At 49.8% G+C, this 16202-nt stretch carries 13 protein-coding genes; 12 read left to right on the top strand and 1 reads right to left on the bottom strand.

Going from position 1 to position 16202, the window contains the following annotated elements; all coding sequences use genetic code 11:
- The first annotated feature begins 7 nt into the window (after positions 1 to 7).
- From AC50Y3_RS19800 to AC50Y3_RS19745, 12 genes are all read left to right on the top strand, one after another.
- Positions 8 to 883, top strand: a complete 876-nt coding sequence (locus AC50Y3_RS19800) for a carbohydrate ABC transporter permease (RefSeq protein WP_494820705.1) — start codon at positions 8 to 10, stop codon at positions 881 to 883.
- Positions 883 to 1851, top strand: a complete 969-nt coding sequence (locus tag AC50Y3_RS19795) for a carbohydrate ABC transporter permease (protein ID WP_494820448.1) — start codon at positions 883 to 885, stop codon at positions 1849 to 1851. Before AC50Y3_RS19800 ends, AC50Y3_RS19795 begins: the two co-directional genes overlap by 1 nt.
- Positions 1852 to 1889: 38 nt before the next feature.
- Positions 1890 to 2957: a Gfo/Idh/MocA family protein gene (locus AC50Y3_RS19790; protein ID WP_494820447.1), complete on the top strand. Its 1068-nt coding sequence runs from the start codon at positions 1890 to 1892 to the stop codon at positions 2955 to 2957.
- 101 nt (positions 2958 to 3058) lie between these two features.
- Complete coding sequence (locus AC50Y3_RS19785; protein WP_494820446.1) at positions 3059 to 4288, top strand: glucoamylase family protein; 1230 nt, start codon at positions 3059 to 3061, stop codon at positions 4286 to 4288.
- 26 nt (positions 4289 to 4314) lie between these two features.
- The gene (locus AC50Y3_RS19780) at positions 4315 to 5100 is read left to right on the top strand and encodes a sugar phosphate isomerase/epimerase family protein (protein ID WP_494820445.1); all 786 of its coding nucleotides are present in this window, start codon (positions 4315 to 4317) and stop codon (positions 5098 to 5100) included.
- Positions 5097 to 6227, top strand: a complete 1131-nt coding sequence (locus AC50Y3_RS19775; protein ID WP_494820444.1) for a Gfo/Idh/MocA family protein — start codon at positions 5097 to 5099, stop codon at positions 6225 to 6227. The genes AC50Y3_RS19780 and AC50Y3_RS19775 overlap by 4 nt, the downstream gene beginning before the upstream one ends.
- A gap of 69 nt (positions 6228 to 6296) precedes the next feature.
- On the top strand, positions 6297 to 8714 hold the full coding sequence (locus tag AC50Y3_RS19770; protein ID WP_494820443.1) for a beta-galactosidase: 2418 nt from the start codon (positions 6297 to 6299) through the stop codon (positions 8712 to 8714).
- 439 nt (positions 8715 to 9153) lie between these two features.
- Positions 9154 to 10110 carry an ABC transporter permease gene (locus tag AC50Y3_RS19765; RefSeq protein WP_494820442.1) on the top strand — a complete coding sequence of 319 codons (957 nt, stop codon included), beginning with the start codon at positions 9154 to 9156 and terminating at the stop codon, positions 10108 to 10110.
- A 21-nt stretch (positions 10111 to 10131) separates the two neighbouring features.
- Positions 10132 to 11055 (top strand): carbohydrate ABC transporter permease, encoded by a 924-nt coding sequence (locus tag AC50Y3_RS19760; RefSeq protein ID WP_494820441.1) that lies wholly within the window; start codon positions 10132 to 10134, stop codon positions 11053 to 11055.
- A 59-nt stretch (positions 11056 to 11114) separates the two neighbouring features.
- Entirely contained in the window at positions 11115 to 13034 is a 1920-nt protein-coding gene (locus tag AC50Y3_RS19755; protein ID WP_494820440.1) for a type 2 periplasmic-binding domain-containing protein, read from the top strand.
- A gap of 70 nt (positions 13035 to 13104) precedes the next feature.
- Positions 13105 to 14172, top strand: coding sequence for a Gfo/Idh/MocA family protein (locus AC50Y3_RS19750; RefSeq protein ID WP_494820439.1), 1068 nt, complete (start codon positions 13105 to 13107; stop codon positions 14170 to 14172).
- A 99-nt stretch (positions 14173 to 14271) separates the two neighbouring features.
- Complete coding sequence (locus tag AC50Y3_RS19745) at positions 14272 to 15237, top strand: D-2-hydroxyacid dehydrogenase (RefSeq protein ID WP_494820438.1); 966 nt, start codon at positions 14272 to 14274, stop codon at positions 15235 to 15237.
- Here AC50Y3_RS19745 and AC50Y3_RS19740 read toward each other — a convergent pair.
- Positions 15215 to 16123 (bottom strand): TetR/AcrR family transcriptional regulator, encoded by a 909-nt coding sequence (locus AC50Y3_RS19740; RefSeq protein ID WP_494820437.1) that lies wholly within the window; start codon positions 16121 to 16123, stop codon positions 15215 to 15217. The genes AC50Y3_RS19745 and AC50Y3_RS19740 overlap by 23 nt on opposite strands.
- Between the last annotated feature and the right edge of the window lie 79 nt (positions 16124 to 16202).

Below are 16202 nucleotides of genomic sequence, written 5' to 3'. Positions count from 1 at the left end.
GTTGAAAGTGACCAAAAAAATGAGAGAGGCGCTCACCGGTTATGCACTGGTGTCGCCTTGGATAATTGGCTTCATCTTGTTTATGGCCTATCCGATTTATTACTCGGTATATTTGAGCTTACACAAGGTCACCATCAGTGCGGATGGCATCGTGACTGAATATACCAAAGGGGAAAACTACAAATACGCGTTCCTGTCCGATCCGGAATTTGTAGAGAAGCTGCTGCTGTTTATTAAATCGGCCGTAGGTATGATCCCGATTATTATCGTGTTCTCGATGCTCGTAGCCTTGCTCATTAACCAGCCGATTCGAATGAAGGGGCTGTTCAGAGCGATTTTCTTCTTGCCGGTCGTTATTACGAGCGGCGAGGTTGTCAATGAGCTGTTCAGCCAAGGGGCAACGGCGATTCCGCTCGTTGAGAAGTACGGCATTATCGAGATTATTAAAGACAATTTGAGCCCGGCATGGTCGTCGCCGATCATCAGCCTGATTCAACAGCTCATCTTGATTCTGTGGTTCTCCGGCGTGCAAATCTTGATCTTCCTTGCAGGCTTGCAGAAGGTCAATAAGCAAGTATATGAAGCGGCTGCAATCGATGGCGCATCGCCATGGGTAAGTTTCTGGAAAGTAACGCTGCCTGCCATTAAGCCGTTTATCGCCGTTAATTTGATTTACACGACGGTTGATTTGTTCACGAACTCGTTCAGCGATGTCATTGAGTTAATCAAAGAGAATATGTTCAACCTGACCACAGGCTTCGGTTACGCGACCGCAATCGCCTGGATTTACTTCGGTGTCATATTTGTCTTCTTGCTATTAATTCTGCTGATGTTCCGAAATAACGATGACGTGAATGTGAGACCGAAGAGGAGGAGAGCTTAATGGAACGAAGAATGAAGTTGCAGAAAGCTTTTCTGCTTGGTGCTTTCAATCGCGGCAAACGTATTCTGATGGGGAGACAGGGCAACGACGGAATTGTATTCAAATTGCTGGTCTACGCGCTGCTCATTAGTATCGGATTCGTCTATTTGTATCCGATTCTCTATCTTGTCTCGCAAAGCTTTAAGAGTTTATCGGACCTGCTGGACCCGACGGTGTTATGGCTTCCACAGAAGCTGTACCTAGAGAACTTCTCGCAGGCTTGGCATGTTCTCGATTATATGGATACGTTTTGGAATTCGGTCTTGAATTCCGTGCTGCCGGCGATCGGCCAAACCGTTTCCTGCGCAGTTGTTGGATACGGCATTGCGAAATTCCGTTTCCCGGGCAAATCGATCGTGCTTGGCCTGATGATGATTACGTTCATCGTTCCGTCCCAGGTCGTTATGATTCCGCTCTACTTGATGTTCAATGAATATCACATGCTCGGCTCATCGCTGCCGTTCATCGTTCCGACGATCTTCGCGCAAGGGATTAAGGGCGTTCTCTTCATCTTGATTTATACGCAGTTTTTCCGGACGATCCCTGCATCGCTCGAAGAAGCGGCGCAGATGGATGGAGCGGGCTTTATCCGGACCTTCTTCACGGTTATCCTGCCAATCTCAACACCGGCTATCGTCGTAGTATTGCTCTTCTCGACGGTATGGCATTGGAATGAAACGTATCTGACCTCCCTTTATTTGGGTGACAGCATGACGACGCTTCCGCTGCAATTGAAAACCTTCAATGACTCGTTTACGAAGCTATATGGAGGCGGAGCGGCAGTGGGCGGCGGTCAGACGAAAAATATCAATGAGTCGATCCGGATGGCAGGCACGCTGCTAATCGTACTGCCGCTGCTAATCCTTTATATGTTCGCTCAGAGACGATTCGTAGAAGTAGTAGATAAAACAGGAATTACCGGCGAGTAATGCAATAGGATCACAGACGGTTAGAGAGGGTGTTTACGATGACGAAGAAGTTAAAGGTTGCTGTAATTGGCGCAGGTGGGATTTTCCAATGGGCGCACTCCGCTCCGCTGAAGAAACATGAAGAGCTTGAAATCGTCGCCATCGTAGATATCGACCTGGCTAAAGCGCAGGCTGCGGCCGAGCAGCATGGCATTCCGCAAGCGTTCAGCGATTATCGCGATGTGCTCAAGATGGACGAAATCGATATTATCGATATTTGCACGCCTAACCTGTTCCACTCCGAAATTGCCGTTGCAGCGCTTGAAGCAGGCAAACATGTCTTCTGCGAGAAGCCGGATGCCGTTAATCCGGCAGAAGCGATCAAGATGCAGCAAGCGGCGGAGAAAAGCGGCAAAGTGCTCATGGTTATGCGCAACAATCGCTTCCGCCCGGCGTCGAAGTTCATCAAGCAGTGGATTGAGGAAGGCAACCTCGGCGAAGCTTATGCAGGCCGCTGCGGTTGGACTCGCCGCCGCGGTATTCCCGGCAAGGGCGGCTGGTTCACGACGAAGGAGCTGTCAGGCGGCGGCCCGTTGATCGACCTTGGCGTTCACTTCATCGACTTGTCGATCTGGTTCATGGGCAATCCGAAGCCGGTATCCGTTACAGGCGCAACCTATACGAAGTTCGCGGACGCGGACGATATTGCAGGCTCCGAGCACAGCAAGTTCGGTGAGAAATCAGAAGGTCAAGGGATCTTCGATGTGGAGGACCTTGCGATCGGCTTTATCCGCTTCGACAACGGCGCATCGCTCCAAATCGAGTTCAGCTGGGCTTCCAACATCGAACAAGAAGAGAATTTCGTAGAGCTTCGCGGCACGAAAGCCGGATTCCGATTCAGTAACGGCAAGCTTGGTATCTTCGGCGAATCCAACGGCACTGTAACTGACACTGTTCCACACCTAGGCGAAGACACAGGCGGACATGGCGAGAACCTGTACCATTTCGTGGATGTAGTACAAGGCCGGGAGAACCCGATCTTTACCATCGACCAAGGCGTGGATATGATCAAAATTTTATCTGCTATCTATGAATCCGCCCGTACAGGATCAGAAGTTAAACTGTAAGGGGATGCGTGATTGATGTTCCGGGATCGCTCTCGATCGAATGAGGGCGGTCTCGTACATCTGCCGCATCAAGGATTCTTTTTTATTAGGAGGCTAACAAAGTGAAATTAACGGATGAACAATTGCTGGAGCTGGAAAGCAAACGCAGCTTCTACTTCTTCTGGGAAGAAGCGAATAGCGATAAAGAGAGCCCGGGATACGGCTTAATCGTCGACCGTGCGCCTGGTGACGCCTCGATGTGCAGCGTTGCTTCTGTCGGATTTGGATTAACCGCACTCCTGATTGGCGTGGAGCGCGAGTGGATTTCCCGCAGCCAAGGCTATGAACGTGCAGTGGGCACACTTAACACTTTGCTGGAGAATGCGGAGCAGGTGAATGGGTTCTTCTATCATTTCCTCGATATGACAACCGGCAAGCGCTATCGCGACTGCGAGGTTTCCGTCATCGATACGGCTATCGCCCTTTGCGGTGCTATTGCTGCCGGCGAGTATTTTGGCTGTGATGTGCGGGAGAAAGCGCAGAAGCTCTATGAGCGCATTGATTGGAATTGGTATCGGGACCCCGAAACGAACCAGTTCTATATGGGGTATGCCCCGGAACGCGGATTCTTCGGCAGATGGGATCTGTATGCCGAACAGTTCATGATGTACTTCCTTGCTGCCGCGTCACCCACGCATCCGGTCGATCCTAGCATGTTCTATGATTTTGGCCGCCAATATGGGACGTATGGCAGTAATCCGCCTTTTATTTACACATGGCTGGGTTCGCTGTTTGCCTTCCAATTCTCTCATGCCTGGTTTGATCTTCGGAATAAGGTAGACCGCGATCAAGTCGATTGGTGGGAGAACTCCGTTGTTGCTACTAGAGTCAACCGGGATTATTGCATCGCGAACGAACCGACATTCAGCACCTTCGGCCCTGATGCTTGGGGGCTTACGGCATGTGACGGACCAAACGGCTACAGCGGTCGTTACGGTGTGGCGCCTTCCGGCCGTGACAGTGCGAACGATCAGCATGTGCCGGATGGCACGGTACCGCCTGCAGGGGCAGCAGGGTCTCTTCCGTTTATGCCGCAGGAAGTGATAAGCGCCATGCGGAATTATTATGAGAACTACCCGCAGCTATGGGGCCAATATGGCTTCAAGGACAGCTACAACTTAGATGTAACGCCGGCGTGGTTCGCGGACGATGTCATCGGCATCGATAAGGGAATTACGCTGCTCATGATTGAGAATTACAGAAGCGGGCTGGTTTGGCACTATTTTATGAAAAACCGCTATGTCCAAGAAGGCTTGATGAAATGTGAAATTCGTGAGAAGCAGCACTCATAGAACGAGATTTGGAGGCTGGCAGGCATATGAAATATTCCATTCCGTCTTATTCGTTTCACGGTTTACACAGCGAAGGCAAGATCGACCTCTTTGGCTATTTCGAAACGGTAAAATACCGGTATCACCTGAATTGCGCTGATATTTGGAACATGATGTTTGAGAGCTACGACGAGGATTATTTGCGGAAACTGAGAGAAGCGCTAGATGAGAAGGAAATGTATGTAGCCAACCTTTGCGTGGATGCGGCTGAGGTATGGGATGTAGACCCAATTAAGCGCGAACAGTTCTATCAGAACGGACTCAAGAATTTGCGTGCTGCTGTCATTCTCGGTGCTCAGACGGTTCGGATTGATATGGGCGGTCGTGAGCGTGAAATGACGGAGGAGCAGTTTGAATATACCGTCATGCGGTATAAGGAATATGCCGCTTTTGCAGCGGAGCACGGTTTCATGGTCGGACCGGAGAACCATTGGGGTTCATCCAGAGTGCCAGAGAACATTCGCAACGTGTATGAGGCCGTCGATCATCCGAATTTCGGCATTCTGCTGCACTTTGAGAATTGGGATGTGGACAAGGAGAACGGCGATCGCCTCTGCGCGAAGTATGCCTTCCACACGCACCTGGCGGCATGGGTCATTCCGGCTTGCGAAGAGAAGATTGCGATTTTGCAGGAGGCTGGCTACCAAGGGCATCTTGGCATCGAGCACCACTCGTCGAAGAATGAATACGCGCAAGTGGCGTGGCAATTCGCGGCAGCGCGCAACACCTGGGCTTTGATGCAAGCCAAACAGACGGAGGTGCTTGAAGCGTGAGCGCGAAGACAATCAGAATCGGTATTATTGGCGCGGGGCTGATCGGCAAGGAACATTTGGAGCGATATGCGAAAATCGAAGGCGCTGAAGTAGTAGCGCTCTGCGACACCAATGAAACGCAGCTGAAGAAGATAGCAGAGCAGTTCGGCGTTCCCAATACCTATACTGATTTCCGAGCGCTGATTGCGCGCGATGATCTGGATGCGGTTGATGTGTGTTTGCACAACAACCTTCATGCACCTATTACAATTGCCGCCCTGGAAGCCGGCAAGCATGTGTATTGCGAGAAGCCGATTGCGGGCTCATACGCGGACGGCAAACGCATGATCGATGCTGCCGAGCAAGCCGGCCGAATGCTGCATGTGCAGCTAAGCTTTCTCTATCTCACCGAGACGATTGCGGCGAGGATGCTGATTGAGGAGGGGAAGCTGGGCAAGCTCTATCATGCCCGTTCGACCGGTCACCGCAGACGCGGGCGCCCATTCGTAGACGGGTATGCGACGAAGGAATTTAATCGCAAAGCTACGGCTTCCGGCGGCGCTTTGTTTGATATGGGCGTTTACCGCATCTCGCAGCTGCTCTACTTGATGGATCTGCCGAAGGTGAAGACCGTTACCGGCAAGACGTATCAGGAAGTGGCGATGGATGAGACGCGAAGGGCGATAAGCGGCTTCGATGTGGAAGAGCTCGGCGTCGGGTTCGTCCGGTTCGAAGGCGGATTGACGCTGGACATTATCGAAGCGTGGGCTATTCATCTGAACGGCTTTGAAGGAAGCAACATTGTCGGCAATATCGGCGGCGTGAGGCTCCCCGGACATACCAGTCAAGGCAAAACACCATTCAGCTATCATACACAGTTAAGCGATATGGATATGGACGCGACCTTTGATCTTGGTTACGCCAATTACCGTTGGCATCAGCTTCGGGAGAATACAGATGCTTATGATTCGTCGCAGGAGCACTGGATTGCGGCATTGCAAGGCCGAGTAGAGCTGCTGCCAACGGCAGAGATCGCCCTGCAAACCATTCTGGTCAGTGAAGGGATCTACTTATCCGACCAGTTGGAGCGGGAAGTGACAGCCGAGGAAGTTATCGCGTCATCCAAATCGACCGCACTGAACCTATAAACGAAACCTTAATTTTTAAACTTTAAACTTAAAACTTTACACAGTCAGAGTCAGGAGAATCGTATCCCCATGATTGAAATTATTAATAAACAAATTGTAATTGATGGCAAGCCTGAGTTTATTATGTGCGGTGAAGTTCATTATTATCGCCTTGCTCGCAGTGAATGGCAGGATCGGATTGATAAACTGAAAGATGCAGGCTGCAACGCTGTTGCCTCTTATGTTCCATGGCTCTGTCATGAACCGCTCGAAGGACAATTTGATCTTGATGGACATACACGCCCAGAGCTCGATCTTGGCGGATTTATTGATCTCTGTGAAGCGAATGGGCTCTATTTCTTCGTTCGTCCGGGTCCGTTCATTATGGCGGAAATGAAAAATGAAGGCATTCCGTTCTGGGTGTATGAGAAGCATCCGGAAGCCATCCCATATGGCTGGGATGGAGCGGCAGCAACGACGCGCACGCTCGACTATTTGGCACCGGGGTTCTTAGCGGCAGCCCGCAACTGGTACGCGGCCGTTATGTCTGTTGTAGCACCTCGCCTGCATGGACAAGGCGGAAGCATTATCGGCGTTCAGCTTGATAATGAGATTGGCATGCTGTCGTGGGTAAGCAACTGCCCGGATTTGACGGAGCATGTCGTAGGCGACTTCACGGAATGGCTTAGCCGAACGTATGAAGCAGACAAACTGCAAGAGCGTTATCCGTTCGATCTGCATGAAACGGATACGAATGCTCGCTTGGCCGCAATTCGTTCGCCGAAGGAGAGCTATGCTGCTGAGCTTCTGCATGATTTGGGCTACTACATGCGGAACCGCTTTGCCCGCTATATCGCAGTGCTTCGCGAATATGCGGAAGAGTTCGGCGTCCGAGATGTGCCGTTCTTCGTGAATATTCACGGTACCGGCGGCGGCCGTGGGTTCACGTACCCCATCGGCATCAGCCAATTGTATGAGGCATATACGCAGGCGCCGGGTTATTTGTCCGGCTCCGATATCTATTTCGGCGACCTGACGATGAGTAATTTTCAAGACTTATACTTGATTAACGGGTTCATGGATGCTGTGCATCTGCCGGATCAGCCGCTCACTTCGCTGGAATTTGAATGCGGTGACGGGAACTATGGCAATAATTTCGGCGGTCGCTATGATGTGTCGGCTGCTGACTTCAAGACCCGGATGTGTATCGCCCAAGGAAATCGGATGATCAACTACTATCTGATGACAGGCGGAATCAATTATCGGATGGATGAGAAGCTCGGCGACGGCAATGATCGTGTTGCTTTCACCGGTGAACGGCATGGCTTCGCGGCTCCGGTTAGCCCGGAAGGAGAGTTGAACTATACCTACCCGCGGATGCAGCGTGCGATCAAAACGATGATGGCCGTTAAGGATAAGCTGGCTGTGATGAACGAAGAGCATGACGGAGTAGCGTTTGCATTTATTCCCGACTATTACATGACGGAATATCGCTATCCGAAGAGTGAGAAGATGAATGAGATTCTGAAGAACATCGAAGCGAACCGCGCATACGGCGGTTGGGAAATCATGGCCCGCGGCATGCTGCTGGCAGGCTATCGATTCACTTCCGTAGATATTCAGAATAAGCCGCTTGATCCGGCAGTTACGCCGGTACTTGCATTGCCATGCGCGCGTTACTTGAGCGCGGATATTCAGCGGAAGATTGCGGATTATCTGAATATCGGCGGCGGGCTGCTGCTGTACGGAGAGGTTCCGCAGTTTGATATGGAAGGCAAGCCTTGCACGATTCTTAGCGACGCACTGGGCATCCAAGTTGAAGGGTTCATACAGAACGGGCCGCACTCCTGGCCATCCATCATCGCGGAAGGCTGGGCGGCGGGACGCCCTGAGGTGCATACGCATTTTGCTCAGCGCCTGGCGCCGGGCCAAAACGATGTCATCATGCGCTTGTATGACAGCGGATTTGTTTGCGGTGTTGAGGCAAAGGCAGGCAGAGGCCGCGCTATTGTTATCGCCACAGCTTATAGCGGAGATGTGTCCTTATTCAAGACAGCACTTGAGCGTTTAGGTGCTGAAGCCGGCTTGACGCATGACAATCGCTACCTAGGCGTCTTCACAACGTCGACCATTAACAGCGATGGCGAACGTTTCGTGCATATACTTAATCTGGATGGCTTCGATAAGGAGCTTCATCTGACGGACCGCGGAGAGCAGCTGTTCGGCGGTCGCCGCATTCAAATCGCAAGCAAAGACGGCGTCATGCTGCCGATTAACATGACCTTTGGCGATGTGCGAATTGCCTATTCCACCGCTGAAATTACAGCAGTGTCGGGGCAAGCGATCTCGTTCCGCCTGACACAAGCAGAAGATGTCATTGCAATTGAAACCGCGCGCGAGATCGAACCGAGCACAGCGTACTCGGTCGAAGAGCAGGCAGGCGTGAAGCTGGTTGTCTCGCGCAAGCATGCCAAGGTGGATGACCAACTTACCATTTCTTTCAAGTAGTTTCATTCATTAAGCTCCTGTTAAGGGGGCTATAGTACGAAAATAAGCAAAAACCCCGTGAAAACGGGGTTTTTGCTTATTTATTGTCGAAACGTTTCACCAAAATCAGGATTCAATAGCAACTTCGTGACAAATTTGCATGGAAAAAGTCATAAATTTTATGTTGAAAACCTTTTCCCATCGAGAACAATGTGCTAATATGGGTTTTGTGAAACGTTTCGACAAACTAACAGCGAAAATTGTCACCTTTTGTAAATCGAAATGAAATATCGATCAAAATACCTTTTTATGTTTTGAAAGCGGTTCATTTGGATCGTTTTATCAAATAAATTCATCGAATCGTTTCGATGGAAAAAGTCGTGTCGGCAGTCGGTCAGACCTACGGGTTTGGGACATAATAGGTGTGGTTAATACGCAACTGAAATAGGAGGATTTACCGATGGCTATGTCAACAAGCAAACAAAACGTGAGGCCCAAAAAACGCAGTGGGCTGCAAACGCAGAACATAAAGATTCTGTATCTGTTCTTGGTTCCTGCGATGGTATTAACTTTCATTTTCTCGTACTTGCCCATGTTCTCCAACTACATCGCGTTCTTGGATTATGATTTCAACAAAGGCTGGTTCGGCTTCGGCAGTGAATTTGTCGGGTTTGACAACTTCTCCAAGTTCTTGACGGATCATAAATTTTATACGCTGATCGGCCGTACGCTGCTGTACAGCGTGACGATGATGATCGCGACATTCCCGGCTCCGTTAATTTTCGCGCTGCTGCTCAATGAGCTTCGCGGCGAACGTTTCAAACGTATTGTTCAAACCACTTCCTATATTCCGCATTTCGTATCATGGGTAACGGTTGCCGGTTTGTTCTACATGTTCCTGACTGTCGATGCTACGGGGATTATCAATAACCTGCGCCAACTGATTGATCCGGCTGCAGAGCGTATCTCTTTCATGCAGGATGCGAAGAACTTCCTTCCGGTCCTCGTTATCTCCGAAGTGTGGAAAGAAACAGGCTGGGGCACAATCTTGTATCTTGCCGCACTAACGAGTATTGATCCGCAGCAATACGAAGCTGCACAAGTGGACGGCGCGAGCCGCTGGCAGCGTTTGATGTACATCACGCTTCCGGGTTTGATTCCGACGATGTGTATCCTTCTGATCTTCTCGCTCAGCGGATTGCTTGCAACAAACTTCGACCAAGTGTTCAACTTGCAAAATAAAATGATTCGTCTGGATACGGACACCATCGGCGTTTATACGTACTATCAAGGTCTTGTAAGCGGACAGTATTCGTACTCTGCCGCGGTCGGGTTATTCCAAGGCGTAATCTCCTTTATTCTGATTATGGCTACAAACTACACGACGAAGCGCCTCAGTAACGTAGGTATCATTTAAAGGAAGGGGTTACCGGAAGCTATGAAAGCGAACAGAATTAAACGAACAACAGGTGAACGCACATTCGATTTATTCAACATCCTACTCATGTTGATCTGGGCGATAACCGCGATATATCCGTTTTGGTATATCTTGGTGATGTCCTTCAATACAGGAGCTGACGCGGCCGCTGGCCCGATCTGGTTCTTCCCTCGCGTATTTACGCTAGAGAATTATGCCTTTGTGTTTCAGTATGATCGTCTTCACTCTGCGTTTATCGTAACGACGCTGCGCTGTATCATCGGACCTGTTCTGTCGGTAATCGTCACGATGCTGGCTGCCTTCGCACTTTCGAAGCGGTTCTTGCCGGGTCGTAAGACCATTCTCTTCTTCTTTATGATTCCGATGTTTATCGGCGGCACGATCATTTCCAACTATGTGGTTATTTCGAAGCTGGATCTGGTCAACAATTTCTTGGTTTACGTTCTACCGGGTGCGTTTGGATTCTTCAGCATGATCATCATGCGTACGCACATTGAAGACCTTCCGGCAGAGCTGCAGGAATCGGCTTTCATCGATGGTGCCGGTTATGTCCGCATCTTCGTGCAAATTATATTCCCGCTTTGTATGCCGGTCATTGCCGCATTTGCCTTCTTCGCTGTTGTAGGCAACTGGCTGGATTACTACACAAACTTGATTTATGTGACAGACCGCAGCTTGAGTACGCTGCAGTTCGTATTGTATGAAATCATCAACCGCGCTGAGGCCAATACGATGATTGATTTCACTAAGACTTCAGGGGCTGCTGCGCGTAGACTCCTGGCTCAACGCAATAACACGGTTCCAACACCTGAGGTTATCAAAATGACGGTAATGGTCGTGGTCACATTCCCGCTGCTATTCGTTTACCCGTTCTTCCAGAAGTATTTTGTTAAAGGGATGTTAACTGGAGCAGTTAAGGCTTAATCAGGTCGCTGCTTTTCCATAGTTAATCAAACAACATCAAAGGGAGGCTTTACGGTATTATGAAAAAGGTAGTCATGATTATGTTTGCTGTTCTACTGGCTGTTTCTCTGGCTGGCTGCGGCAGCTCCAAGAACGAAAACAACGCACCGAACAATACGGGCACAAACGCAGGCGCACCGGTTGATCCGGCTAATTTCAAGGAAATGCATTTGGAAGTTCTTAGCCAATTGCCGACAAACCCACGTAAGCCCGTTGAAGACAAACTAACGCCAATCTGGCGCGAGAAAACAAAAGTTATTCCTGATTTCGTTGAGATTCCGGCAGGCACCGACTATAAAAGCTGGCTGCAAATGCAAATTCTTGCTGACACGGTTCCAGCGGTAATCGCAAACCAGAACGGTATCGCAGACGATGCCGACAACATGGAAATGCTCAAGAAAGCAGGCATGGTTCGCGAAATCACGCTTGATGAAATGACGAAGTATATGCCGCTTACAGCTGCGCGTTTATCTGAGCTGGGCGTTACGATGGAACAATGGTATAAAGCAAGCGTAGATCCGACCGACGGTAAGCTATGGGCGATTCCTTCCCTGCCAAGTCCGTTGCTGAAAGAAGAATACCGCAAAACGCCTTACGGCGATTCCCGTTTGGGTAACGGCGGTTACGGCGTATGGATGCGCGATGATATTTTGAAAAAAATCTTCCCGAACGCCATGAGCGCAGCTGATTTGAAGAAGCTGGCAGTTGCCAATAAAGGTAAATTGTCGCTTGAGCAAATCATGGACATTCCGATCAAAAATCTGGATGACTTGTATGCTTACTTGGAAAAAGTAAAAGCGTTGAACATTCAAGAAAACGGCAAAACCATTACGCCTGGCCACCTTCAATTGGATAACACAAGAGGCGCGCTTCAATGGTCCTTGTTTACAGCTACCGGCTTGAATATGAGCCAAGCTTATCCGCTCGTAATCAACGAGTCCAAAAACCTGTACTCCGATTATGAGCTGACGCCGGAATGGAAATCGTACATTTCGTTTATGAACAAAGGCTTCAAAGACGGTTTGTTCGGCAAGGAATTCTATATTCAAAAGAACGAACAGCGCGATGCGAAAGTTATCAATGGTGAGTACGCAGTCGTTAATATGTGGGCTCCTATTGCAGCAAACCAAGAAAAAGTGAAAAAAGAAGGCAAAAACTATGATTGGAGATTCTATCCAATCTTTGCAACCGAGCTGGACCCGAGCAATCAAGATGCAGCTAATCAGTACTTCCCGTTGACTACTAAATGGAACTCCAAAGCCATTAACCCGAAAAAGGTTACGGACGATATGATTCCGCAAGTATTGAACTGGATCGACTGGAATAACTCCCTGGAAGCAGCTGATCTGCGTTCATGGGGAACTCCGGACATGTACACAGGCGAAGGTATGGAACGCCGTTACAAACCGGAATTCAAGAAGGTTGAAGAGTACAAGCTGCTTGGCAAGCAAGATGAAACAGGCGATGGCTGGTACTACGGTATTCAAGGTCAAGACAACACAATGACAAACCCTGAAGTTTACGGCCTTGCAATGGCGGACGAAATGGGCTTTGTATATTCGCCGCAAATCGTTTATCCATTCAGCGTAAGCAACTACGATCAAGCTACTTTGGTAAACACAGCTTGGCAGCAGCACAACATGAAGAACATGTCGCTTTATGCGGAGCTTCCTGTTGACGAAGCAACGCAGCAAGCCCGTGCAGAGTACGACACGGTTACAAACGATCTGAACAACAACCTGATCGCTCCTCATAATGACGAGCTCGACAACCTGATTGTTAAAGCGATCACTAGTCCGGTTGCTGATTTCGACAAAACGTATAAAGAATATACAGATGTACTGGCGGAAAGCGATATTGCCGACGGTATTAAGAAACAAACCGATGCTTGGATGAAGTATTACAAGCTTCGCGAAGGCTTCTTGAAGAAATTGAACTAATGAATCAACTTGGCAGTGCTCTGGCCGCTCGGCCGGAGCCTGTTCATTTCATCTTGAGAGGATGTTAATCATGACGAAGAAACTTAAAGTAGGCGTAATCGGTGCGGGCGGAATTTTCCAATGGGCGCACTCCGAGCCTTTGAAAAACCACCTCGAGCTTGAAATTGTAGCCATTTGCGATATTGATCTTGAGAAAGCCAAAGCAGCAGCAGAGCAGCACGGCATTCCGCAAGCATTCAGCGACTACCGTGACGTTATTGCTCTTGCAGACGTCGATATTATCGATATTTGCACACCAAACCTGTTCCACTCCGAAATCGCAGTTGCCGCTCTTGAAGCTGGCAAACATGTATTCTGCGAAAAGCCGGACGCCGTTAGCCCGGAAGAAGCGCTTCGCATGAAGGCAGCTTCGGAGAAAAGCGGCAAGACGCTGATGGTTATGCGTAACAACCGTTTCCGTCCGGCTTCCCAGTACATCAAACGTTGGATCGACCAAGGCAACCTGGGCGAAGCTTATGCGGGTCGCTGCGGTTGGACGCGTCGCCGCGGTATTCCGGGTAAAGGCGGCTGGTTCACGACGAAAGAATTGTCCGGCGGCGGTCCGTTGATCGATCTGGGCGTTCACTTCATCGACTTGTCAATCTGGTTCATGGGCAATCCGAAGCCAGTATCCGTTACAGGTGCGACTTACACGAAATTCGCGGATGCGGAAGATATCGCAGGCTCCGAGCACAGCAAATTCGGTTCTAAATCCGAAGGCGAAGGTACATTCGACGTTGAGGATTTGGCAATCGGCTTTATTCGTTTCGACAACGGCGCATCGCTTCAAATCGAGTTCAGCTGGGCTTCGAACATCGAGCAAGAAGAGAACTTCGTAGAGCTTCGCGGTACGAAAGCCGGCTTCAAATTCAGCAACGGCAAGCTTGGTATCTTCGGTGAAGACCAAGGCGTTGTGACGGATATGGTCCCTCACGTAGGCGAAGACAACGGTGGACACGGTGCGAACCTGTATCACTTCGTTGATGTCATTCAAGGCCGCGAGAAACCAATCTTTACGATCGATCAAGGCGTAGATATGATCAAAATTTTGTCCGCTATCTATGAATCCGCTCGTACAGGTTCTGAAGTTAAGCTGTAAGGCAGGGAATTCGGCAGAAGCCCGTACCGTCCAATTGGGCTGGTACGGGCTTCTTCTTTATGATTGGACGAGTCAGTGATGAAGGAGAGTGGTTGAAGGATGAAGAGGAAGCTTGTATGCGTGTACGATTTGGAAGCGAAGCACAGAGAACGAATTCGTGAGGCTGCGCGCGGGTTTGAGCTGGTTTTTGGCGGCGATGCCGATGAACAGGGCATGGCGGCACATTTAGCTGAGGCTGAAATTGTAGCCGGCTGGGATGATCAAGCAGCGGCTAGCGCGCTGCGGCCGGGCACTCCGCTGCGCTGGGTGCAGGCTTGGGGCGCAGGCGTCGAGCAGATGCCTTTCGAAGCCTTTGCTGCTCATGGAATAACGCTAACCAATGCTAGCGGCGTTCATGCGAATGGGATATCGGAGACCGTGCTCGGCATGATGCTTAGCTTCACGCGTAAGCTGCATTTGACGATGCGTAATCAGGTGGAGAAGAAATGGGACTGGCTTGGCGGCTTAGGCGAAATCCATGGCAAGGTGCTTGGGATCGTCGGAGTAGGCGCGATTGGCGAGGAGCTTGCAAGGCTCGCACAGGCGTTTCACATACGCGTACTGGGCGTACGGAATTCCGGCAAGTCATCGCCCTATGTAGATCAAATGTACGGTGCTGAGGGACTGGATAGCTTGCTGCAGGAGAGCGATTTTGTGGTGGTTACGCTGCCGATCACGAAGGATACCCACCATATGTTCGACCTTGCAAAGTTTAAGCAGATGAAGCCGTCCGCCTTCTTCGTTAACATAGGCCGCGGTCAGACGGTTGTAACCGAAGATATGGTGGAGGCGCTGCAATCCGGTGTCATTGCCGGGGCTGGTCTCGATGTTTTCGAGCAGGAGCCGCTGCCAGCCTCGCATCCGCTCTGGGAGCTGGACAATGTGATTTTGACTCCGCATAACTCCGGCAATTCGATCTATTACACGGACCGTGCAGTTGATATCCTCCTTCATAATCTAGGCGTTTATTTGCGGGGCGGGTCAGAGCCGATGCGCAACCTCGTTAGTTTGACGAATCAGTACTAGCAGATTTCAATTCAAACAGCTTCTCAATTTGTCCTAAAATGGCCGTTAATTCATGCTGAGCATGTAATAGGCCGATTAGCGCGCGGACGAGCACCATTCGGGGCTTGTCCGCGTCAGCTTCTTCTTGTAGAAGCACGGCCGCTTCGTACAGCTCCGTCTTTCTGGCGTTAGTCGCCTGGAGTTCTTGAATGGCGGCAAGCAGCCTTGTGATTCCTTCGCCCAGCTGTTCCTCCGCAGGGACAAAACACCCCTTGATGCCGCATGCTACAAATTGAGTCATAGCAGCCGCCTCCAGAATCGGAGCATCCTTCGATTGAGCCATACCCGCAGCCATTTCATCCATGCGATCCACTACGAACGACGCCATTCGTTCATAATCGAACGGACTGCTTATTAACTCGGTCATCACCATATATTGCTTGATAATGCCGATGTAGAGCGCAATGAGATCCCATTTATACGTTTCGATGCCCGGGCCGTAAGCATGAACGAGGCTTTCTTCCAAATAAGTGAACATTTGCGACCGAACCTGCTGCAGAAATTTTGAAAAAACGCCGGCATCGTTAATCGGCAGTTCATAAAAGTCTTTTATACTGGATTTAAATTCCTTGAAATAAGCGAATTGGTTCAACGTTTCTTGCACAAAACGGGCTTTGGGTGAGAGTAAGGGATCTGCTTTAATGCGATCGACCTGATCTAACATCTGCTGAATATGGTGACGATACACCTCAACGAGCAAATCCTCCTTGGAAGCAAAAAATTTATATAGCGATCCCTTTGCTATACCGCAATCGTTCGCAATATCTTGAATGGAAGTCGCAGCAAAACCTTTCTGCGCAAAAATCCGCATCGCAGATCCGATGATTTTATCTCTAAGTAAGCTCAAAGGTACTCCCCTTTTCAGAAAAAGATTGACAAGTGACTGTCCAGTGTTGAGAATATTATATATCGTGACTTATCGGTTT

The sequence above is a fragment of the Paenibacillus sp. J22R98 genome (assembly GCF_059383835.1).
Note: the sequence above shows the minus strand (reverse complement) of the source record. Positions and strands in the feature narration are given on the sequence as shown.